Below are 21,977 nucleotides of genomic sequence, written 5' to 3'. Positions count from 1 at the left end.
AATTGAGGGGAAACCCATTTGTTTCCGGCCGCGTCACGTGCCGGGTTTTTAAGCGAAATACCATTCCAAGGCGACTTCCCCGGTTGCCGTTGCTACGAAGTGAAACTGAAGGGTTGCGTCCAGCGGCAGGCGTGTCACTTTGGGTCAAGCCCACTGGTCAGATTTATATGCAGTCATCTTCCACCCTTCGCATTGCCAGCTATAACATTCAGAAATGCCTCGGGCTGGATTTCCGGCGCCAGCCACAGCGCATTTTGCAGGTCATCGAACATATGCAGGCCGATATCGTTGTGTTGCAGGAGGCCGACAAACGTCTGCCGCCGCGCCCGGCGGCCCTGCCGCATTTCATGCTGGATGAAGCGGGGTGGCAGATCGTTGATCTGGGCGGTGCCGGTAGTCTGGGCTGGCATGGCAACGCGGTGATCTGGCGTGGCGAGGGCCTTTCGGTCCGGCGGACCGGACATCACGAATTGCCCGGGCTTGAACCGCGCGGCGCGGTCCGTGTCGAATTTGATACCCATATCGGGCCGTTGCGGGTGATGGGTATGCATCTGGGGCTGTTGCCTGCATCGCGACGTCAGCAGATCTCGCATATCAGGCGGTTTGATAAAGAGCTGGAGCAGATGCCGACTGTCTGGGCGGGGGATTTCAACGAATGGTCCCGACAGCCGATTCTGGATCACCTCGCGCCGGAAATGCGTTTCCTGCCCCCCAAGCCAAGTTTTCCCGCCGCGCAGCCGCTGGGCGCGCTGGACCGGATTGCGCTGGGCGCGGGCGTCAGGGCCACTGCGCATGGTGTCCATGACGCGCGCCCTGCACATATCGCATCGGATCATTTGCCGGTCTGGGCTGATTTGGCGCGCGTGGCTTAACTTCAACGGAAAAGAAGAAATCCCTGTGGCGCAAAGTGCGCAGACATACTAAGACAGACACCCGAGCAATTCTGAGGGGCATCATGTCGGAAACGATTATTGGACGTTGTGAGGCCAAGGGTCTGCGCATGACCGGTCAAAGAAGGATCATCGCGCAGGTATTGGAACAAAGCGACGACCATCCGGATGTCGAAGAACTGTACGCACGTGCTTCTGCCATCGACACAGGCATCTCGATTGCGACGGTGTATCGTACGGTCAAACTGTTCGAAGAGGCCGGTATTCTGGAGCGTCTGGAGTTCGGCGATGGGCGGGCCCGTTACGAGGATGCCGAGCGCGATCACCACGATCACCTGATCGACATGCAGTCGGGCGAGGTCATCGAATTTGTCGATCCCGAGATCGAAGCCCTGCAGGAAAAGATCGCCGCCAAGCTTGGGTACAAGCTGAAAGGGCATCGGCTGGAACTGTACGGCGTACCGCTCAAGCAGGAGTGATCCATCACAAATCGCGAACGGCCCCACCACGTTAATTCATTGAACGTGTCGGGAATTGGCTTGCCAGACGTCGCTGGTTGCGGTTCATGTGCCCGGACACTGCACCCCAAGTACCCTTTTCCTGTGGACGCGCGCATGAATAACGTAAACGGCATCCTTTTGCTGATCGGCTCGATGGCGGCCTTTTCGCTTGAGGATATGTTCATCAAGTTCCTGTCGGGCGCTGTGCCGACCGGTCAGATCATGGTGTGTCTGGGTGTGTTCTGCGGGCTTGTCTTTGCGGTGATGTCGGTGGTCACCCGCAAACGCATCTTCGATCCCGTGGCGTGGAAACTGCTGCCGATGCTGCGCGCAGGGACAGAAGGATTCGGTGCCGTGACCTTTGTCACCGCGCTGTCGCTGATCGATCTGTCCACTGTCGCCGCCGTGTTTCAGGCCATGCCGCTTGCCGTGACCATGGGCGCGGCCCTGTTTCTGGGAGAGCAGGTCGGCTGGCGCCGCTGGAGCGCCATTGGTGTCGGCTTTGTCGGTGTTCTGATGATCATTCGCCCCGGATTGGAAGGGTTTCAGCCGGACTCGCTGTTTGTCGTTCTGACCGTGTTTGCGATTGCGGCGCGTGATCTGATTACGCGCAAGCTGGATGTTCGGGTGGCTTCATCCGTTGTGGCGATGCAGGCGTATATCGCAGTGGCGCTGGCCGGGTTGCTGTTGATGGTTGTTTCAGGAACACCCTTCGTGCCGGTACAAAGCGGCCAGGCAGGTCCGTATCTGGGGGCGATCGGTTTTGGTGTTCTAGGGTATTACGGCATCGTCACGGCCATGCGGGTTGGCGAGGCTTCGGCCATGATGCCATTCCGTTACACGCGTCTGGTGTTTTCGATCCTTGCCGGTATGCTGATGTTCGGTGAACGCCCTGACGCGCTGACAATGGCTGGGGCGAGCCTGATCATCGGATCTGGCCTGTATACATTTATCCGCGAGCGACGTTTGGCGCGCAATCTGGTCCCGGCGTGAACCTGTTGGCGCAAACAGCAAACTGTTAGCCCTAAAGGTCGGTAAATATGCGTGTTAGCGATAACGGAACCGGTTTACTTTTGGCCGGTTGCTGTTATGACGCGTGCAACCGACTGCAGCCATAGGGACAGACCTCATGAGCACCATTATTGACATCCACGCGCGCGAAATTCTGGACAGCCGGGGCAACCCGACGGTCGAGGTCGACGTGATTCTGGAAGACGGCACCATGGGCCGCGCCGCCGTACCGTCCGGTGCGTCCACCGGTGCACATGAAGCCGTTGAAAAACGCGACGGCGACAAATCCCGCTATATGGGCAAAGGGGTTCTGGAAGCCGTGGCCGCCGTGAATGGTGAGATCGCCGAGGAACTGGTGGGTTTTGACGCGACAGAACAAGTGGCCATCGATCAGGCGATGATCGAACTGGATGGAACCAATAACAAAGGCCGTCTGGGTGCCAACGCCATTCTGGGCGTGTCGCTGGCCACCGCAAAGGCAGCAGCCGATTTCACCACGCAGCCCCTTTATCGCTATGTCGGCGGCACCTCAGCTCGCGTGCTGCCGGTGCCGATGATGAATATCATCAACGGCGGCGAACACGCTGACAACCCGATCGACATTCAGGAATTCATGATCATGCCAACCTCGGCCGCGAATATTCGCGAGGCGGTGCGCATGGGGTCCGAAGTGTTCCACACCCTGAAGAAAGAGCTGTCGGCTGCCGGTCTGGCCACCGGTGTCGGTGACGAGGGCGGTTTTGCCCCGAACATCGCCAGCACCCGCGAGGCGCTGGATTTCATCCTGAAATCCATCGAAAAGGCGGGCTACAAACCGGGTGAAGAAATCCACCTGGCCTTGGATTGCGCGGCGACCGAGTATTACAAGGACGGCAAATACGTTTTGGCGGGCGAGGGGATCACCCTGACGTCCGAGGAAAACGCAGCCTATCTGGCAGCGCTGGCCAACGACTATCCGATCATCTCGATCGAAGACGGCATGTCCGAGGATGATTGGGACGGCTGGAAAGCCTTGACCGACGCCATCGGCGACAAGGTGCAGTTGGTGGGCGACGACCTGTTTGTGACCAATCCGGCGCGCTTGGCCGAAGGGATCAAGCGCAGCTGCGCGAACTCGATGCTGGTCAAGGTGAACCAGATCGGTTCGCTGACCGAAACTCTGCGCGCCGTCGATATGGCGCACCGTGCGCGTTACACAAACGTGATGTCGCACCGTTCGGGCGAGACCGAGGATGCCACCATTGCTGATCTGGCGGTGGCGACCAATTGCGGTCAGATCAAAACTGGCTCGCTGGCGCGGTCGGACCGGTTGGCCAAATACAACCAGTTGATCCGCATCGAGGAATCACTGGGCGAGGTTGCGGAATACGCAGGCGCGTCGATCCTTCGCAAGTAACGCGCGTGGTGCTAGGCTGGCCCCTGGGTTTAATCCGGGGGTCGCATTGTGCTGAACATCATCGAACCGGAAACGCCGGACCAGTTTGAAGCGGTTCGGCGTTTGTGTTGGGATTACAGGGATTTCCTGCTGGCACTGGATGAAAGAACCGCCCAAATCGTTCAGGCCTTCTACCCAAGCGAAAAATACACCCGTGTAATGGACAACATCGACGCGGAACACACGCCGCCGAACGGTGGGATCAAACTGGCATTGCTGCATGGGAAACCGGTTGGCTGTGGCATGTTTCACACGTACGAGCCTGGTGTGGCTGAAATCAAACGCGTATTTGTAACTGACGCAGCAAGAGGGACCGGCGCAGGCTGTGCCATCATGCTTTCGCTGATCGAAATGTGTCGAGATCTTGGGTTCGACTATATTCGAATGGACACCGGCAAACCCCTGGAAGCGGCGACTCGGTTATACCTGTCTTTGGGCTTTCACCTGCGCGACGCCTATTACCAAACTCCTGAAATCGCACGCGACCACCTGCTTTTTTTCGAGATGCCGCTATTTGAGAAAGACACACGCGGGCCTGAGAAAAGTTAGAGTTTTCAGGGATATATCCGTCTGTTTTGGAGGTGTTTGACAATAAAAATGTGGCTTATCTATTCTTATGTGTGAACTTGTTACTTATCACGTCCACACTGAATGCCGTAGTTTGTCTTCATTGCAGAAAGGAGACTACGATGTCTGTATCCAAATTCCTTCTGATAGTCGCCACAACGTCCATCACAGTATTGTCCGCCTGCGCGGGTCCAGGAACGTATCCGATAACCGGAGAACAGGTTTCGTCGAATGACCCGGTTCAGGACATGAATCCGGCAAATATCTTCCGCGGCGAGTCGCGCTAAAGTACCTTGCTCATCAGCATATACCTGTCACGTTGTCTGAACCCGGTGCGCAGATATAGCTTTTGGGCAGTTTCATTGTTTCGGTCGACTTCCAGATGAAGAGCCATCAGGCCTGCCCCGGCAAGAGCTTTGGGCAGGTCCAAAAGAACCTCGGTGGCAATGCCGCGGCCCCGAACGGCGGGGCGTATATAGATCTCGTCCACGAAACCGTCCATGCCGCCGAACTCGACTGACCAGCCAAAGGTCAGGATGATATATCCCAAAGGCGCGCGCCCGGGCCCGATCAGATAGACACAGCCATGAGGGATGCCATCCAGCATGGGGGCGAGGGCATTGCGTGTCTTGTCCGCGTCCTGTGTCAGCCCGGCCTCGGTATGAAAGGCGGTGACCAGCGTCATAAGGCGATCCAGATCTTCGGGGCGCGCAAGGCGGAGGGCGGCGCTCATAATCTGGCCAGCCTTTCTGTCAGCAAGGTGAAAAAGCCGTCAGCGTCAATTTCCCCCATGAACAACGCATTTGGTGCGCGGTTGGTGACACCCCACCAATCCGCAACGGTCATGCCCAGGGTCAGGTCGGACCCTGTTTCAATCTCGACATTCACGTAGCGACCCGAAAACAGCTCGGGGCGGATCAGATAGGCAGTGACGCAAGGGTCGTGCAGGGGGGCGCCTGCGCTGCCGTATTTCTCTTTGTCGAAGCGTTCAAAGAAATCCGTCATCTCGGCCACGGCATGTCCAACCTTGCTGTCCAATGCGCGGAACGCGTCGTTTCGTGATTTGGTCACCAGCGCTTTGTGTGTGACATCCAATGGCATGACAACGATTGGCCTTCCGGATTTAAAAACGATATCAGCAGCTTCTGGGTCGACATAGATGTTGAATTCAGCGGTGGGGGTGATGTTACCGACTTCGAAATATGCCCCGCCCATCAAGACGATTTCCTGCACGCGGTCGATAATATCGGGGGCTTTGCGAAATGCAGTCGCGATGTTTGTCAGCGGCCCCAGTGGACACAGGGTCACCGTCCCAGATTCTTCAGAGCGCAGGGTGTCGATGATGAAGTCCACAGCGTGACCTTCAGCCAAGGGCATCTGCGGATCCGGCAGGACCGGGCCATCCAGCCCGGTTTTTCCGTGCACATGTTCTGCGGTTACAAGCGGGCGGTTCAGCGGTTTGTCGCAGCCCGCATAAACCGGCACATCCGTACGTCCGGCCAATTCACAAACGATTCGGGCGTTCTTGGCCGTAAGGGCGAGTGGGACGTTACCCGCGACGGCCGTGATACCCAGAACCTCGATCTCGTACGGGCTGGCCAGCGCCAACAGTATGGCGACGGCGTCATCCTGACCGGGATCGGTGTCGATGATGATCTTGCGAGGGGGCATGGGCGTCTCCGGGGGTCGTGAAGGTGGGACACTCGCAAGTGTCGGATCGCTTGTCTACCCGTTTCTGGTCGCCGCCAGTGCATCCGCCGGCGGGAGTTTGCCGTTGGCGCGATGCTCTTCCGTTTTGACCTCGTCCCACAGCGCATCCATCTCGGCCAGATCGCTTTGCGTGGGGGTCTTGCCCCGTTCGGCCAGCCGGGCTTCGACCTTTTCAAAGCGACGGGTGAACTTGGCATTGGTGCGACGCAGGGCGGCTTCGGGTTCGATGCCAAGATGACGGCCCAGATTGACCATCACGAACAGCAGATCGCCGAACTCGTCTTCCAGCGCGTCGGCATCCATTTTGTCGCGCGCCTCTTCCAGTTCGGCGGCTTCTTCGGTGATCTTGGCCAGCACATGGCTGGCGTCAGGCCAGTCGAACCCCACCCGAGCGGCACGTTTTTGCAGCTTATGCGCGCGCAACAGGGCGGGCAGGTTTGCGGCCACACCGTCCAGTGCACCTTTTTGTTCTTTGCCCGCCCGCTCGGCGGCTTTGATGGCTTCCCAATCTATGGTTTGCTGGTCGGCCGACTTGTCACGGGATTCATCGCCAAACACATGCGGATGGCGGCTGACCATCTTGTCGGACATGGTGCGCACCACGTCCTGAAAGGTGAAATGTCCTGCTTCTTCTGCCATTTGGGCGTGAAACACGGATTGGAAAAGCAAATCCCCCAGCTCGCCCTTAAGCTCGTCAAAAGCTTCACGTTCGATGGCGTCCGCGACCTCATAGGCCTCTTCGATCGTATAGGGGGCGATGGTTGCGAAATCCTGTTCGATATCCCACGGGCAGCCGGATTGCGGATCGCGCAGGCGGCGCATGATTTCCAGCAGCCGTTCGATACCTGCATTGCTGTCATGGATCAGAGGATTTTCAGCCATTGCGAACCCTTTCATTCCGGTGTCAGATGCATCCATTCCGCAGTCCCGATCAGGAGTCCACCCCAGATGCCCGTCGTCAACCGAATTGCCGATTTCTCTGCCGACATGACCAGATGGCGCCAGTATCTGCATACCATCCCCGAGTTGGAATTCGAATGCCATGAAACGGCAGCCTTTGTGGCCGAACGTCTGCGTGAGTTCGGGGTTGATGAGTTGCATGAGGGGATCGCAAAGACCGGGATGGTCGCGATCATCAACGGGCAGGGCGACGGGCCGACGATTGGCTTGCGCGCCGATATGGATGCGTTGCCAATTACCGAGGAAACGGGCGTTGACTATGCCTCTCAGAACCCCGGAAAGATGCATGCCTGTGGCCATGACGGGCATACTACCATGCTACTGGGCGCGGCACGTTATCTGGCCGAGACGCGAAATTTCAGCGGTCGCGTGGCGCTGATCTTTCAACCCGCCGAGGAAGATGGCGGCGGTGCTGGCGTGATGGTCGAAGAAGGCATCATGGACCGGTTCGACATCTCGCAGGTCTATGCGCTGCACAACGCGCCGGGATTTGCCGAAGGGACATTCTATACAACGCCGGGGCCGATCATGGCGGCTGTCGATACTTTCGAAGTGCATATTCAGGGTGTTGGCGGTCACGGTGCGATGCCGCATGAAACCCGTGATCCGGTTATGGCGGCCTGTGGGATTGCGCAGGCCATTCAGACCATTGTCAGCCGCAACCATTATGCGCTGGATGATCTTGTCGTTTCGGTCACGCAAATCCACACCGGCACGGTCAACAACGTTATCCCGGATACGGCCTATATCAACGGTACCGTCCGAACGTTCGATCCGAACGTCCAGCAGATGGTGATGCGGCGCATGGCCGAGATTGTCGAAGGACAAGCCAAATCCTATGGGGTCGAGGCGCGATTGGAATACAATGTCGATTACCCAGCCACCATCAATGATGCCGAAAAGGCGGGCTTTGCGACCGAGGTGGCGCGTGAAATATCCGGTGACGACCGGGTCACCGGCAATACCGGGCGCGAGATGGGGGCTGAGGATTTCTCGTATATGCTGCAAAAGCGCCCCGGTGCTTATTTGTTCCTGGGGCAGGGCGAAGGCGCAGGGCTGCATCATCCGAAATACAACTTTAACGATGAAATTGCACCGGTGGGCGCGTCGTTTTTCGCGCGGATCGTGGAAAAAGCGCAGCCGTTGAGCTGAAAAAAGGTTCGGGAAAGGGACTACAGAAGACATGGCACTCGAAGACGCAAGAAACCAGGTGGATGAGGCATTCACCAATCCGGACCTCAAGGGGTTGTCTTATGAAAATACGTTCGGCGGGGCGACGTCTTTTCTGCGGCGGCTTTACACCAAGAACCTGAAGGGTGTGGACATCGCCGTTACTGGCGTGCCGTTTGATCAGGCAGTTACGAACCGGCCCGGCACGCGCCTTGGCCCTCGGGCGATCCGTGAGGCCAGCGCACTTCAGTCGCCCGATGCGCCTTATGGCTGGCCCTTTGATGCGCTGAGTGAACTGGCGATCGTGGATTATGGCGATATGGCTTATGATTACGCCAATATCCCGGCCTTTCCTGACACGCTGACCGACCACATCCGAACCATTCTGGCTGCTGATGTGGCGTCGGTTGCGCTGGGTGGCGATCACTATATCAGCTTTCCGATCCTCAAGGCCTATGCCGAGAAATTCGGGCCAATGTCCCTGCTGCAATTCGATGCGCATACCGACACATGGGCCGATGATGACATGTCCCGCGTGGATCACGGGACAATGTTCTACAAGGCTGTAAAGTCGGGCATTGTCGATCCGAAACGCTCGGTCCAGGTGGGTATTCGCACGACGAACGAGGATACGCTGGGCGTGAACATCATCGATGCGCGCGAGGTTTATGAATCGGGACCAGCTGCTGTGGCAGAGAAGATCAAGAACATTCTTGGTGACAGCCCCGTTTACCTCAGCTTTGACATCGACGGTCTTGACCCGGCTTTTGCCCCTGGTACGGGCACGCCAGTCTGGGGTGGATTAAGCTCGATTCAGGCGCAAATCATCCTGCGCGACATTGCCGGGATCAATATCAAGGGCGGGGACGTTGTCGAAGTATCGCCGCCCTTTGACACCTCAGGTGCGACAGCGATTGCTGGGGCCCATGTGGCGACGCAGATCATTTGCCTGTTGGGGTGGAACAAGCTGGATAAAGCAGATGGGTAAACCCGCAAGGGTTCACGTTAACCAACAGTTAGCCATGCTTAAGGTATGTGCTGGATCAAGTGACGAACAGGGACGGGACCATTACGCACATGACCGAATTCAACCAACCACTTAGCGGGAATGATCTGGCCCGGTTTTCCGGGCCGAACACATTCATGCGCCTGCCGCAGGCCTCCTCGCTTGAGGGGTTGGATGTGGCGGTGTTGGGGGTGCCGATGGATATTGGCACGTCGTGGCGGTCGGGCACGCGCTTTGGCCCCAAGCAGATCCGCGGCGAAAGCGCGATGATCCGACCCTATAACATGGCCACCAGAGCGGCCCCGTTCGACAGCTTGCAGATAGCCGATATTGGGGATCTGGCGATCAACACCTTCTCGCTTGCAGACAGCCTCAGGATCATCAAGGAAAGCTATGACGCCATTTTGGCGAAAGGCGTGATCCCTGTGGCGATGGGGGGCGATCATTCGATCACCCTGCCGATCCTGCGAGCCATCAGGGCCAAACACGGTCCCGTGGCGCTGGTGCATGTGGATGCCCATGCCGATGTGAATGACGAGATGTTCGGTGAACGCGAAACCCACGGCACCGTTTTCCGCCGCGCCTATGAAGAGGGGTTGATTGTTCCCGACAAGACGTTCCAGATCGGCATTCGGGGCTCGGGTTATGCGGCCTTGGATTTTACCGAAGCCAAGGCCTGGGGCTTCCGCCAGTTCCCCGCATGGGAGCTGTGGCAGCAGAATCTGACCCAGATCGGATCGCAGGTTCGCAAGATCATTGGGGACCACCCGGTTTACATCTCGTACGACATCGACAGCCTTGATCCCGCATACGCTCCGGGCACCGGCACGCCGGAAATCGCTGGTCTGACGACACCGCAAGCGCTGCAACTGATCCATGCACTGCATGGGGTAAACGTAGTGGGATGCGATTTGGTCGAAGTTTCACCCCCTTATGATCCATCGGGCAACACTGCACTGACAGCAGCCAACCTGATCTATGAGATGCTGTGTATCCTGCCGGGTGTGACGTCGCGGTAAGACGCGGTGGAATGTCTTGCCGCCGGTTTTGTCTCGCTTAGGGTTCACCAAAAAGGATAGAGCGGGATGAGAAGGATGGCTTTGTGGGCGGTGGTTGCGCTTATGGTTGGGGCGGGCGCCTATGTCCGGCTGGCACCGTCAGACCCTGCGCGGTGGCACGTCGCTTTGGTTTCGCCCGAAAGCCAGAACTTGCCGGGTGGTGTGTTGCGCGTTGTTGAAACCGGTCCCGACGGGTTGCAGCGTCTTGATGAGATTGCCCGAGCCACGCCGCGCACCACGGTTTTGGCGGGTTCGGTCAGTGAGGGCATGATCACCTATGTTACCCGCACGAAATGGATCGGCTTTCCCGACTACACCACGGTACAGCAGGACGGCGACACGCTGCGCATCCATGGCCGTTTGCGGTTCGGTCGCAGGGATTTCGGTGTGAACAAGGCGCGGGTCGATGGGTGGTTGGCACAATTCTAGTCGTTGCGCACACGGTCAGGACGCATCGTCCAGATCTATGGGGTTGAAAGGCTCACTCTGTAATTTGGACGACAAACACCCTTCCTGAACCTCGCGCCACATGGGAACGTTCAGGGACATCTGGCATTGCGCGGTGAACATGCGTCCGTCGACCTGAAGGCAGATCATTTCACCCAGTTCGATGCGAGACCCGGATGTGTCGGTGCAATAGCAATCCCGCGTCTTGCCGTCAGGGCCGATGTAATCGGCGAGGGCAGGCGTGGTTGTCAGCAGCAGAGCAAGTAAAACCCGTTTCATGGTCGCCAGCTTAGCATGACGTTGCCCTTGACCAAAGCCCTCGGATGAGAGACACCGCCGGGATGATCCCCGAAGAACGTCTTGAACAGATCACCCAGCGTTTTCAGTACCTCGAAGCTGCCATGGCAGATGGCGCATCGGGTGGTGATATTGCGGCGCTGGCCAAAGAATATTCCGACCTCAAGCCTGTGGTCGATCAGATCATGGCCTGGCGACAGCTGGTGGGGGATCTGGCCGAAGCGCAGGCGATGCTGACCGACCCGGACATGAAAGAGCTTGCCGAGGAGGAAATCCCCGAGTTGCAGGCCCGCATCCCCAAGGCGGAAAACGCGCTCCAACTGGCACTGTTGCCAAAGGATGCGGCAGATGCCCGTCCGGCGATGCTGGAAATTCGCCCTGGCACCGGCGGGGACGAGGCCGCTTTGTTCGCAAGTGACCTGTTGCGCATGTATCAGCGTTACGCCGAGGCGCGTGGCTGGAAATTCGAGATTATCGAAGAACAGGCCTCGGATCTGGGCGGCATCAAGGAAGTGGTCGCCCATATCAAAGGCGACAACGTCTTTGCGCGACTGAAGTACGAATCCGGCGTCCATCGGGTGCAACGCGTGCCCGAAACCGAAAGCGGCGGGCGCATTCACACCTCGGCGGCGACTGTGGCGGTTCTGCCCGAGGCCGAGGATGTAGACATCCAGATCGACGCCAATGATATCCGAATCGATACGATGCGAAGCTCGGGCGCGGGCGGACAGCACGTGAACACGACTGACTCGGCTGTGCGGATCACGCATCTTCCGACGGGATTGGTGGTGACAAGTTCCGAGAAGTCCCAGCATCGCAACCGCGAGATCGCCATGCAGGTTCTGAAGACGCGCTTGTACGATCTGGAGCGGCAGCGGATTGACAGTGAACGCTCGGCAGATCGTGCCAGTCAGGTTGGCTCGGGGGATCGCTCGGAACGCATTCGTACTTATAACTTCCCGCAGGGGCGCATGACCGACCACCGGATCAACCTGACGCTATATAAGCTGGATCAGGTGATGCAGGGTGATCTGGACGAGGTGATTGATGCGTTGACGGCGAATGATCAGGCCCGGCTGTTGGCCGAGATGGCACAATGACGGCTCTGCAAACAGCGGCACAGGCCATGGTGGCAGCGACAGCGCGTCTGCGTGCGGCCGGAGTGGACGATCCGGCACGCGACGCGCGTCTGTTGCTGGCCCATGCTGCACGGATTGAAGCCAGCCGCGTGACACTGATTGCCCCGGAAGAATTACAGCCCGAAATCGCCGAGCGTTATGACCAGTTGATCTCCTTGCGGGCCATCCGGGTTCCGGTGTCGCATCTGTTGGGTGAACGGGAGTTCTACGGCCGCAGGTTTCGCGTCAGCCGGGATGTCCTTGATCCGCGTCCGGAAACAGAAACCCTGATCGAAGCTGCGTTGAGCGAACCATTTGATCATGTCCTCGACCTGGGGTTGGGCTCGGGGTGTATCCTGATAACCCTTCTGACCGAACGCAGCAGTGCCACGGGCGTGGGTGTTGATCTGAGCGAAGCCGCCTGCCTGCAAGCCAGTGCCAATGCGGTTCAGCATCAGGTAGAGACGCGGATTGAGATCCTTCGATCAAACTGGTTCGAAAACATTAAAGATAAATTCGACCTGATTGTTTCCAACCCTCCGTATATCTCAGTGTCTGAGATGGAAGAACTTTCGCCCGAAGTGCGTGAGCACGAGCCGCGCATGGCCCTGACGGATGAGGGGGACGGGTTGGGCGCGTATCGTCGGATCGCGGCGGCGACCCCGGATTTTCTGTTGCCGGGCGGGCGAATTCTTGTCGAAATCGGTCCGACGCAGGCGGCAAAAGTGTCAGCCTTGTTCGATGCCGCCGGGTTGGTGGACGTCCGGGTAATCCCCGATCTGGACGGTCGCCATCGTGTCGTCGGCGCAAGAATGCCGGGATGAGCGGCGGGTTTGCGGCAAAAAACGCCTACCTGTAGAAAAAAGCTGGTGAAAATCCGAGATTCCTCTTGTCTGCGCCGTCAGGACATGCTTACTCAGGATTAGTCGGCGAGGTTGACGCTGTTGCAGCGCACCCCTGACGCCAAGCCCAAAAAGTCGACTTCCCGTCACGGCAAACGCCTTAGAGCAGTGCAAAACACGGGTTGAGCGACAGCGCATTGATAAGGCTGACGTAAAGTAAGATGAGATCTTCCAAACCCCGTTCGCGGGCCAAGAATAACCGCAATCGTCCTTCTGGCGGCAACGTCGTAAACCGGGTTTTTGACAGCTCGGGTCCCGAAGGCAAGGTCCGTGGCACGCCGCAGCAGATTATTGACAAATACAACCAGTTGGCACGTGACGCTCAGCTGTCGAATGACCGCGTGGCGGCAGAAAACTTCCAGCAACACGCGGAACACTACCTACGGATGCTGAGCGAAGCGCAGCGCGAGATTGACGCGCGCCGTGAAGAGCAGGAGCGCCAGAACCGCGAACGCCAGGCCGAGCGCGACCGTGAACGTGCCGAACGTCAGGAACGCGAAGCGACCCGCCAGGCTGATCCGGCCGAGGCGCCGCAGCCTGATGTGATGGACCTGTCTCAGCAAGTTTCAGAGCCCGATAGCGGTCTGGTGGAGACCCCGGAAAACAAAGAAACCCCGGCGGCTGAAACACCGGAAGAGGCGCCGCGCAAGGAAAAACCCGCGCGTAAGCCACGCGCCCGGAAGCCCAAAGCTGCACCCGAGGCAAAAGAGGATGCTCCTGCCGACACGGGGGACGCACCGGAGGCGGCAGAATAAAGCCGATGTCCAAAGAACCAAGCCCCGAGGTTTAACTCGGGGCTTTTTCGTTTGATCAGGTTTTCTTAACTTCGCGCGCCAAAGCGCAGAACGCTTCCAGCGGGACTTGCTCGGCACGGTCCGTGGGCTTGATACCTGCGGCCCAAAGGCGGTCTTCGATATCCGGGGCAATGCCTTTGAGTGAGGCGCGCAGCATCTTGCGGCGTTGGTTGAAGGCGGCAGCCACGACGCGCGACAGGGTGGCGGCATCGGCGGGATAGCGTGGCTCGGGCAGGGCGGTCAGGTGGACCACGGCGCTTGAAACCTTGGGCGGCGGAGTGAAGGCCCCGGGGGGAAGCGACATGGCGATACGTGCCTCTGCCCGCCATTGGGCAAGGATTGCAAGGCGTCCATAGGCTTTGCTGCCGGGTTGGGCAACAATACGCTCGGCCACTTCGCGTTGGAACATCAGCGTCAGGCTCTGCCAGAATGGGGGCCATTCGGGCGGTGTCAGCCAACGCACCAGCAGCTCGGTGCCGACATTGTAGGGCAGGTTGGCGGCGACGCGGATTGGCGGTGTCAGATATTCAAGCGGGTTGATGTCCAGGGCGTCGCCGTTGATCACCTCAAGCCGACCCGGATACGCGGCGGCGATGTCGTTCAGGGCGGCAATGCACCGTGTATCTTTTTCGACGGCCACGACCTTGCGCGCGCCTTCGGACAGCAGGCCTCGTGTCAACCCACCGGGACCGGGGCCGATTTCAAGCACATCGCATTCTGACAAATCGCCGGCCTGTCGGGCGATCTTGGCAGTCAGGTTCAAATCCAACAGAAAATTCTGCCCCAGCGATTTGCGCGCCGAAAGCTGGTGGGTTGCGATGACCTCGCGCAGAGGGGGAAGCGTGTCTATAGCGCTCATGATCGGAATACCTTGGCGCCTGTGAAAGGGGCTGTGCCCGAGATTTTTGTGCCTCCGGCGGGGATATTTTCAGCCAGGTGAAGGATCAAGAGCTTTTTACCATGCGTTGGGCAAGTTTCAGGGCTTCGATCAGGCTGGAGGGGTTGGCGATGCCTTTCCCCGCGATGTCCAGTGCTGTTCCGTGGTCGGGTGAGGTACGGATGAACGGCAGGCCAAGGGTGACATTCACGCCCCGGTCGAAATCCAGCGTCTTTATCGGGATCAGGGCCTGATCGTGATACATGGCGATGGCGGCGTCATAGCGGGCGCGGGCGGCTGCGTGAAACAGCGTATCCGCAGGGTGGGGGCCTGTAATCGTCGCGTCCTCGGGGTTCAGATCAACCAGCATCGGAGCAATCCAGTCGAGCTCCTCTGTGCCCATCTTGCCGCCTTCACCTGCGTGCGGGTTCAGGCCGGCAACTGCGATGCGGGGATGCGCGATACCGAACTGATCACGCAAACCGCGCACGGTGATTTCAATCGTCTCGCGCAGAAGATCAGGGGTAAGTGCTGCGGGAACCTGTGACAATGGAATGTGAATTGTCGTGGGAACGACGCGCAACTGCTCGCTGGCCAGCATCATGACAACCCGGCGGGTTCCGGAAAGGGCTGCCAGAAACTCGGTATGGCCAGGAAAGGTGAACCCTGCGCCGTCAATCAGGGCTTTCTTGTTGATCGGTGCGGTGCAAAGCGCTGCGGCCCCACCGGTCTGTACCAGTTCGGTGCCGGTTTCGATGGCATCAACCACCGATGGCGCGTTAGCCGGATTCGGCTGGCCGAATACGTTCGCGGCGGGAAAATCCATCTGAAGAACGGGCAGGGCCCGGCCACAGGCTTCAGCAACCTGACTTGGGTGTTCGATTTTCGCAACGGGTGTGCCTGCTGGCAGGTGGCTGGCGTCCCCGATATAGAAGAACGGGCAGGCATCGCGCAGTTCAGCCCACGCCTTGGCCGCGATTTCCGGGCCGATACCGGCCGGTTCGCCGCAGCTGAGCGCGACGGGTCGTATCATTCCTGAGTAATGACAGCGTCAGCCCGCAGCTGCTCCACCAGACTGGCCGCAAAGGCCTGAAGACGTTGCTGCGCCAGCGCGTTGGCGACATCGCCCCGAGAGGTGTCTTCGCCCAGATCCCGCGTGCGGTTGCACAGCATCAGGAACACAAGCGTCTGACCATTGTTGCGGGTCAGATTCGCCGACGCTTCGTTCCGGTCCAGCTTGGCCAGTTCCACGGCAATATCACCGGGCACCTCGGAAGGTGCGGCTTCGACCCGGTCCAGAACTTCGGCGGGCTGATCCTTGGCAATGCCATAGAGATCATCACAAGTGTCGATTTCTTCTTTCAACTTCGCGGCCCGCGAAAGGGTTTCGGCGCTGCGCCCGCCAGGCAGGTAATAGGCGGCATAATCCAACTTTGAAATACGCGGAGCGCCGGTTGCGACTTCGCGCAAGCCCCGCATCTGAAACAGGGCAACCGCGTTCGGCAGGGTGATCGGGTCGGTGATTTCACCGGTCTGAAGCCCCAGGATGACAGGTTGAAGCGCCGGGGGCAGGTTCGAGATGTTCAGCCACTCCAGACGTCCACCCTGACCCCGTGTTGCGGCTGCGGAATACTGAGCGGCGGCAGCAGAAAAAGCGTCCTGCCCTTCAAGGCGCGAGATTTCTTCGGCCAAAAGCTCGGTCTGGGCAACCGTTTGCGGGTTTACCGGGATGATGATTTCGGACAGCAGGACCTGCAATCCGCCACCGCCCGTCTGGCCCAGCGCGCGATCAATCTCATCCTCGGTCGGGCGCGCCTGCGACAGATAGCGCGAGCTGATATAGTCGCGCCATGCCAGTTGATCCGCGACATAGTCTCGGACCGTTTCAGGGTCAACGCCCGCGTCGCCGAGAAGTTTCAGGAATTGTTCGGACGACAATTGTCCGCGCGAGGCGAATTCGTCGATGCCCAACTGAACGGCCTCGGGCGTCGCTTGCACGCCGGCGTCGCGCATGACCTGCCTGCGCAGTTTTTCATCAATAAGGGCATCCCTGACGTCAGCTTCGTTGTCACCGGGCAAACCCAGAACATTCAGGAATTGCAGGCGCTGTTCAAGCTCGTACCAGGTGACAATGTCCTGATTGACGCGGATCGCGGGTGAGAACAGGCTTTGCGCGCTACCCTGAAGCGGCGCGATTGCAAAAACTGCGGCAACCAGTGCCGGTGTGACCGGTTTAAGCCAACCGGAACGGAGAAACCTGGAGAAACCTGATATCAACTGCATGTTCTCTTGTATGTCTTGCCACCGCCTTCAAGGGCGTACCCTGTCAAAGAAAGGGTAAAGCCGAATTCTGTCGAAGGCTCAATAGTGGATGTTGAAGTAAAGCGCCGACTTACGGACATGTTAACCCGAACGCATTCGTTCTGATAGGTCACACCCAGACCCAGCCGGATCGGCTCCGACTCAGCCAGATCATAGCGCGCCAGAGCATTGGTCAGCCAGTTCTGATCGACCTGGTAGCGTCCGAGAAGCAGAATTTCCGAGATTTCTTCGGTGATGTTTTCTGCCGGGTCCGGTTCCTGCCAGATATAGCTACCAGACAGGCCGGCATTTTCGGATGCCCATGCGCCGCGCAGTTCGGCTTTGACAAAGCTGAAATCCCCGTCGATCAGACCGCGCCCGGCAAGTGACCAGCCATTGGCCGTGCTGATCTGCCCGGCCACCAGCAAATCCGACGATGTGCCCTGCAACCCCGATGTCAGCGTGAAGTTTGGATCGGCGTCGGCCCGAAACACTTGGCCCACAGTCGCCTGGGCCTGCCAGCCACCCGCGCCGTACCGGGCCCAGTTCAGGCCAATAACGCCTGTGGCGCTGTTCTCGCGCTGATCTTCAGCAGGGAACCGCGAGAGGGACAGAAGGTTGCCCTGATCGAATTCCTGAAAAGTGCTTTCATCATTCGGAACATCGGTGTCCGATACATGTGTCCATCCGAACTGCGCAATCGGTTCGAGGAATTGAACAGCCCCCGATTCCTCGCGCCGGGTCATCGGATAACGGAGTGTCAAAGCCGCGCGCGGCGTAGATCGGGTCACGTTGTCGGGATAATTGCTGTCGTGGCGAATGTTGAAAGTGTCAACCGACGCCCCCAGCGTGGTATCGACCCGCAATCCCGATGAGAAAGTCCAGCTGCGTAGCCATTCGGCATCGAAGGTGGCCCGTGCCATGTCGCGACCAACAACATCTGTGTCGCTGGTACGTTCATGCGCATGACCGATGAATGCCAGCCGAACCTCGCCCCCTAGCGTGCTGGGAAAATAGCGTTTTTCATAGTTGAGGTCGAAGACGCGGGACGGGATTTCGTCCTGATTTTCGCTGTCCCGTAGTGTTTTGTAGTAGATCAGGCCGGTTTTGAACGCACTATCGCGCTTGATCCGCTCCAGTGCGATTTCGCTGCGCAAGCGGTCCAGATCCGGCAAGCCGTAATCGGCCAGATAGGCATCGTCGGATGTAGTTTCCAGATTGAAGGTCAGACGGAAATCGTTCTTCAAATTGAACCAGCCGGTGGCAAATAGGTAGCCGCGATCCTGATCGGGTTGCACATCATCCCGTGTATAAGCGCCTTCCACCTGGATGCGTCCGTTCACAAAGGCCTGACGATAGCGGTATCCCAGAGTTGTCGTCTTGGCTGAGACGTAAGGAGTAAGTGTCAGGTCCTTGTGATCGCCAAGTTTGAAGAAATATGGAACCTGAACGCCAGTGCCCAATTGCGAGGTGCTGCGGATCGAAGGAACCAGAAAGCCGGTTGCCCTCTCTAGCGTTGGGTCGGGCAAGCGCAGATAGGGAAAGTAGAATACTGGATAATCCAGGACCCGAAGTTGCGCGCCTTCAAAATATAGTTGCCGTTCCAGTTGATCATGCGTGACTTTGCGCGCCCTGATCTGCCACAGAGGCGGCCTGCCGTCGGTGCAGACATGACAGGATGTGGCTGAAACCTTGCTGAATTGCGTATAACGTCCTGCGGCCCGTTTCGCCTGAACCGAAGCGATCTGTACTTGCTGTTCAAACACCATGCGTGCACCGATCAGCAGTCCGTTCTGAATTCCGCTGTCCAGTTGCCCTGAATCCGCCAGCAGCGTAGTTTGACCACCCTGATCGATACGAATGGGGCCTTCCAGTATCAGCTCGCCAGTCTCGCGGTCATACGTGATACGATGGGCGGACAACTTGGTGTCGCCCTGAAAGGCTTCGACATTGCCTTCAGCCACAAGTTTGCGTTCAGGCGTGATGAATACCTTGTCGGCCACCAGTAAGGCAGGCTCTTGTTGCGCTTGTGTGCCCTGTGGTTGTAGCTGGCCTTGGGATGTCTGTGCTGCAGTTCCCGCCGGGACGGACAAAGCCAGTGCACTGGTAAGCAACACAGGAACGATATTCCGCATCAGCCGTCCTCCGCATGCAGTAGCAGACCAAGAGACAGCAGAATTGCGGCAAAGGGCGGTGCCCAGGCAGCGATATAGATGGGCAATTGTCCGTTTTCCCCGAGGATTTGCGCGAAATTGCGCACGAAATAGATGGCAAATCCAAGCAGGACGGCTGTCAGGACCGCGATCCCTGTACCGCCGAACCGAACGTGGCGCATGGTAAACGCGGCCCCGATCAGAACCATCGAGATCAGAAAGAAAGGCCGGGCCAGCTGTACTTGCAGCCAGACCTCATATTGTTTGGTCGAAAACCCCGCCTCGCGCAGGTCGCTGATCAACTGGGGCAGGTCGTATACCGAAACCGAATCCTGTTGCCCCAACGTGTCGATGATCCGTTGTCGGGTCAGTGAGGTCGGTAGCTCCAGACGCTCGTGCACAACTGAATTGGATTCGGGGTTTTGCGCATCCTGTAAGGCCCAGGTTTTCACCCGATACAGAACCCAGTTGCCGTCTTCCAACTCTGCCCGGTCCGCAACAATTTGCTGGGTAGGTTTGCCATCCCGCCCAAAGGTGATGACGGTAACACCGTCCAGCCGCAGCTTGTCTTGGTTCGACGTTGACCTGGCGTGGATAACGGCCTGTCCGTTCTCGGCGGATTGGCGCAGCCACAGGCCCTCGCTGCTGATCGAAAGGGCTGAACTGCCGTTGTTTCGGTATGAATCCGACAGGCGGCGGTACTCTTCGGATGTGGCCGCTGCGATGGGATTCAACAGTGCAACGGCCAGAGCGCCGATGATCAGCGACAACAGGACAGGCGCAACCAAAGCACGGATGCCCGAGCGGCCAGTTGCACGGGTCACCACAAGTTCGGAGGTACGTGCCAGCCCAACGAACAGCGCAATGGTGGACAGGATGACCAGCAGAGGCAGCATTTCGCTGATGGCGGCTGGTGTATTCAGCAGTGTGAGGTGCAGCAGCTGGGCAAAAGACAAGTCGAAATCGTCAAAGCGGCGAATCTGTTCGATCAGATCGATGAGAATCATCAAGGTCAGGAAAATACCTCCGATGACCATGAAGCTTTGCAGAAACCGGCGGGCAAAATAACGGTCCAGGATCATAGGCGCGACCCCGCTGCGCCTGTAGTGCGGGGCGTCGGGCCGATATCGCGCCTGCGCAATGCTGTGCGCGACGGCGTATGCCTGCCCTCTCGTACCACGTCTTTCTCCCCCGAGCCTGCCGGTCATTTTTTCGGGACCTTAATGCAATTGAAAGGCGGGGAAAACTGCTATCTGGTCAATGCGTGCCCCGCGGGCTAGGTCTTGGGGAACAGAATTCGAGGAGTGTACAATGAGCAGTCTGATACCGATCCGTTTTCAGGAATTTGACCTGGAGGCTATGGCGCAGGCCGGAGGGCGCGTCGCCATCATCATTCCGGACGACGGTAAGATGGGCCCGGCAGCCCGCAGAGCCAACCGTCTGACGAAGGGCGGGTTGGCGCGGCTTGTTGAAAGCGAGAGTTTCAGCAAATCCAAAACAGGGGACGTCATCTCGATGGCATGGCCCACAGGAATGGCGGCTGAGGCGCTGGATGTTCTGGTTCTGCCACGTCGCCCCGAGGCCGGCGAAGCCCGAAAGGCAGGTGCAGCCCTTGCCAAACTGGCGGGCGGAAAGGACATGCTGGTGATGGTTGGCAATCACGCGCGCGCCGAGGATCTGGCACTGGGGATTGTTCTGCGCAGCTATGAATTCGACGCGCATAAAACAAAGGAAAGCCAGAAGGCTGGTACAGTGACAATCAGCCACTCAAAGCCTGCTGAGGCCGAGGCAGAATTCGCACCTCTCTATGCAATTGCTGACGGAGTTCGGATGACGCGCGATCTGACCAATGAACCAGCAAATGTTTTGACCACCACCGAATTCGCGGACCGCCTGGTTGAGATGCAGGAGCTGGGTCTTGAGGTCGAAGTGCTGGACGAAGACAAGCTGGCCGAGCTGGGAATGCGCACGTTGCTAAGCGTCGGGCAGGGCTCGGACAGCCCTTCGAAAGTGGTGGTGATGCAATGGAATGGCGGGGCTAAGGACGACGCGCCTCTGGCTTTGGTCGGAAAAGGCGTGGTGTTCGACACGGGTGGTATCTCGCTCAAACCAGCTGTCGGCATGGAAGAGATGACCATGGACATGGGCGGCGCCGGAGTTGTTGCGGGCACCATGCGCGCGCTGGCCAAGCGCAAGGCAAAAGCCAATGTCGTGGGGCTGGTTGGTCTGGTCGAGAATATGCCATCAGGTAACGCCACCCGTCCGGGTGATGTGGTCAGGTCAATGAAGGGCGACACGGTCGAGATCATCAACACCGACGCCGAGGGCCGCCTGGTTCTGTGTGACGTGATGTGGTACGCGCAGGAACGGTTCAAGCCGGTCGGAATGATCGACTTGGCAACTTTGACCGGTGCAATCATCATCGGGTTGGGCCATGAAAACGCGGGTGTCTTTTCGAACAATGACACGTTTTGTGATGCTTTCCTGAAATCAGCCAAGGCCGAGGATGAAGGCGCTTGGCGGATGCCATTGGGCGACGCCTATGACAAGTTGTTGAAATCGCGCATTGCCGACATGAAGAACGTGGGCGGTCGCCCCGCCGGTTCCATCACCGCCGCGCAATTCCTGCAGCGGTTCGTGAAAGAGGAAACGCCGTGGATTCATCTGGATATCGCGGGCGTCGCCTCGGTGGCTGAAGAGACCTCTTATGCGCCCAAAGGCGCCACCGGCTGGGGCGTGCGCGCGTTGAGCCGGTTTGTGCAGGACAATTTCGAGTAAGCA

Annotated in this window: 23 protein-coding genes; 14 read left to right on the top strand and 9 right to left on the bottom strand. The window is 58.5% G+C overall.

The window, feature by feature from the left end:
• Window positions 1–167 precede the first annotated feature (167 nt).
• The 6 genes from ACR0LL_RS05900 to ACR0LL_RS05875 all read left to right on the top strand — a co-directional run bounded on the left by ACR0LL_RS05900 (window position 168) and on the right by ACR0LL_RS05875 (window position 4,690).
• Window positions 168–872, top strand: a complete 705-nt coding sequence (locus tag ACR0LL_RS05900) for an endonuclease/exonuclease/phosphatase family protein (protein ID WP_267364547.1) — start codon at window positions 168–170, stop codon at window positions 870–872.
• Window positions 873–955: 83 nt separating this feature from the next.
• Complete coding sequence (locus ACR0LL_RS05895; RefSeq protein WP_209503686.1) at window positions 956–1,369, top strand: Fur family transcriptional regulator; 414 nt, start codon at window positions 956–958, stop codon at window positions 1,367–1,369.
• A 135-nt stretch (window positions 1,370–1,504) separates the two neighbouring features.
• Window positions 1,505–2,383, top strand: coding sequence for a DMT family transporter (locus ACR0LL_RS05890; RefSeq protein WP_267364551.1), 879 nt, complete (start codon window positions 1,505–1,507; stop codon window positions 2,381–2,383).
• 136 nt (window positions 2,384–2,519) lie between these two features.
• Window positions 2,520–3,797: a phosphopyruvate hydratase gene (gene eno, locus ACR0LL_RS05885; protein WP_480584680.1), complete on the top strand. Its 1,278-nt coding sequence runs from the start codon at window positions 2,520–2,522 to the stop codon at window positions 3,795–3,797.
• A 48-nt stretch (window positions 3,798–3,845) separates the two neighbouring features.
• Window positions 3,846–4,385 (top strand): GNAT family N-acetyltransferase, encoded by a 540-nt coding sequence (locus ACR0LL_RS05880; RefSeq protein ID WP_480584677.1) that lies wholly within the window; start codon window positions 3,846–3,848, stop codon window positions 4,383–4,385.
• 140 nt (window positions 4,386–4,525) lie between these two features.
• Window positions 4,526–4,690 carry a hypothetical protein gene (locus ACR0LL_RS05875; RefSeq protein ID WP_480584675.1) on the top strand — a complete coding sequence of 55 codons (165 nt, stop codon included), beginning with the start codon at window positions 4,526–4,528 and terminating at the stop codon, window positions 4,688–4,690.
• Here the strand turns inward: ACR0LL_RS05875 and ACR0LL_RS05870 are convergent.
• The 3 genes from ACR0LL_RS05870 to mazG are packed head-to-tail and all read right to left on the bottom strand — an operon-like array spanning window position 4,687 to window position 6,995.
• Entirely contained in the window at window positions 4,687–5,136 is a 450-nt protein-coding gene (locus ACR0LL_RS05870; RefSeq protein WP_267364554.1) for a GNAT family N-acetyltransferase, read from the bottom strand. The two genes, ACR0LL_RS05875 and ACR0LL_RS05870, sit on opposite strands and share 4 nt — an antisense overlap.
• Window positions 5,133–6,074: a nucleoside hydrolase gene (locus ACR0LL_RS05865; protein WP_480584672.1), complete on the bottom strand. Its 942-nt coding sequence runs from the start codon at window positions 6,072–6,074 to the stop codon at window positions 5,133–5,135. The genes ACR0LL_RS05870 and ACR0LL_RS05865 overlap by 4 nt, the downstream gene beginning before the upstream one ends.
• A gap of 54 nt (window positions 6,075–6,128) precedes the next feature.
• Window positions 6,129–6,995: a nucleoside triphosphate pyrophosphohydrolase gene (gene mazG / locus ACR0LL_RS05860; RefSeq protein ID WP_480585284.1), complete on the bottom strand. Its 867-nt coding sequence runs from the start codon at window positions 6,993–6,995 to the stop codon at window positions 6,129–6,131.
• 66 nt (window positions 6,996–7,061) lie between these two features.
• On the opposite strand from mazG, the gene ACR0LL_RS05855 reads away from it, so the two are divergent.
• From ACR0LL_RS05855 to ACR0LL_RS05840, 4 genes are all read left to right on the top strand, one after another.
• Window positions 7,062–8,225: a M20 aminoacylase family protein gene (locus tag ACR0LL_RS05855; RefSeq protein ID WP_209503692.1), complete on the top strand. Its 1,164-nt coding sequence runs from the start codon at window positions 7,062–7,064 to the stop codon at window positions 8,223–8,225.
• A 31-nt stretch (window positions 8,226–8,256) separates the two neighbouring features.
• Entirely contained in the window at window positions 8,257–9,231 is a 975-nt protein-coding gene (gene speB, locus ACR0LL_RS05850) for an agmatinase (RefSeq protein WP_480480570.1), read from the top strand.
• An 89-nt stretch (window positions 9,232–9,320) separates the two neighbouring features.
• The gene (gene speB, locus ACR0LL_RS05845) at window positions 9,321–10,268 is read left to right on the top strand and encodes an agmatinase (protein WP_480584671.1); all 948 of its coding nucleotides are present in this window, start codon (window positions 9,321–9,323) and stop codon (window positions 10,266–10,268) included.
• 66 nt (window positions 10,269–10,334) lie between these two features.
• On the top strand, window positions 10,335–10,736 hold the full coding sequence (locus ACR0LL_RS05840; RefSeq protein ID WP_480584668.1) for a DUF1499 domain-containing protein: 402 nt from the start codon (window positions 10,335–10,337) through the stop codon (window positions 10,734–10,736).
• Window positions 10,737–10,751: 15 nt separating this feature from the next.
• Here ACR0LL_RS05840 and ACR0LL_RS05835 read toward each other — a convergent pair whose 3' ends face one another.
• Entirely contained in the window at window positions 10,752–11,033 is a 282-nt protein-coding gene (locus ACR0LL_RS05835) for a hypothetical protein (RefSeq protein WP_480584665.1), read from the bottom strand.
• A 62-nt stretch (window positions 11,034–11,095) separates the two neighbouring features.
• Here ACR0LL_RS05835 and prfA point away from each other — a divergent pair, with 62 nt between their 5' ends.
• The 3 genes from prfA (at window position 11,096) to ACR0LL_RS05820 (ending at window position 13,826) form a co-directional block, all read left to right on the top strand.
• Entirely contained in the window at window positions 11,096–12,151 is a 1,056-nt protein-coding gene (prfA, locus tag ACR0LL_RS05830; RefSeq protein WP_480585282.1) for a peptide chain release factor 1, read from the top strand.
• On the top strand, window positions 12,148–12,993 hold the full coding sequence (prmC, locus tag ACR0LL_RS05825) for a peptide chain release factor N(5)-glutamine methyltransferase (RefSeq protein WP_480584662.1): 846 nt from the start codon (window positions 12,148–12,150) through the stop codon (window positions 12,991–12,993). Before prfA ends, prmC begins: the two co-directional genes overlap by 4 nt.
• A 239-nt stretch (window positions 12,994–13,232) precedes the next feature.
• Entirely contained in the window at window positions 13,233–13,826 is a 594-nt protein-coding gene (locus ACR0LL_RS05820; protein ID WP_267364566.1) for a DUF4167 domain-containing protein, read from the top strand.
• 55 nt (window positions 13,827–13,881) lie between these two features.
• Here the strand turns inward: ACR0LL_RS05820 and rsmA are convergent, their stop codons facing one another.
• From rsmA to lptG, 5 genes are all read right to left on the bottom strand, one after another.
• Complete coding sequence (gene rsmA, locus ACR0LL_RS05815) at window positions 13,882–14,724, bottom strand: 16S rRNA (adenine(1518)-N(6)/adenine(1519)-N(6))-dimethyltransferase RsmA (protein ID WP_480584659.1); 843 nt, start codon at window positions 14,722–14,724, stop codon at window positions 13,882–13,884.
• An 85-nt stretch (window positions 14,725–14,809) separates the two neighbouring features.
• Entirely contained in the window at window positions 14,810–15,775 is a 966-nt protein-coding gene (pdxA, locus tag ACR0LL_RS05810; RefSeq protein ID WP_480584657.1) for a 4-hydroxythreonine-4-phosphate dehydrogenase PdxA, read from the bottom strand.
• A complete protein-coding gene (locus tag ACR0LL_RS05805; RefSeq protein WP_480584655.1) occupies window positions 15,772–17,025 on the bottom strand; it encodes a peptidylprolyl isomerase in 1,254 nt (417 codons plus the stop codon). Before ACR0LL_RS05805 ends, pdxA begins: the two co-directional genes overlap by 4 nt.
• The gene (locus ACR0LL_RS05800; RefSeq protein ID WP_480584652.1) at window positions 17,016–19,178 is read right to left on the bottom strand and encodes an LPS-assembly protein LptD; all 2,163 of its coding nucleotides are present in this window, start codon (window positions 19,176–19,178) and stop codon (window positions 17,016–17,018) included. Before ACR0LL_RS05800 ends, ACR0LL_RS05805 begins: the two co-directional genes overlap by 10 nt.
• Entirely contained in the window at window positions 19,178–20,278 is a 1,101-nt protein-coding gene (gene lptG / locus ACR0LL_RS05795; RefSeq protein WP_480584649.1) for an LPS export ABC transporter permease LptG, read from the bottom strand. Before lptG ends, ACR0LL_RS05800 begins: the two co-directional genes overlap by 1 nt.
• Before the next feature lie 229 nt (window positions 20,279–20,507).
• Here lptG and ACR0LL_RS05790 point away from each other — a divergent pair, with 229 nt between their 5' ends.
• Complete coding sequence (locus ACR0LL_RS05790; RefSeq protein WP_480584647.1) at window positions 20,508–21,974, top strand: leucyl aminopeptidase; 1,467 nt, start codon at window positions 20,508–20,510, stop codon at window positions 21,972–21,974.
• Window positions 21,975–21,977: the final 3 nt, after the last annotated feature.

The organism is Ruegeria sp. AI2 (assembly GCF_056541275.1).
Note: the sequence above shows the minus strand (reverse complement) of the source record. Positions and strands in the feature narration are given on the sequence as shown.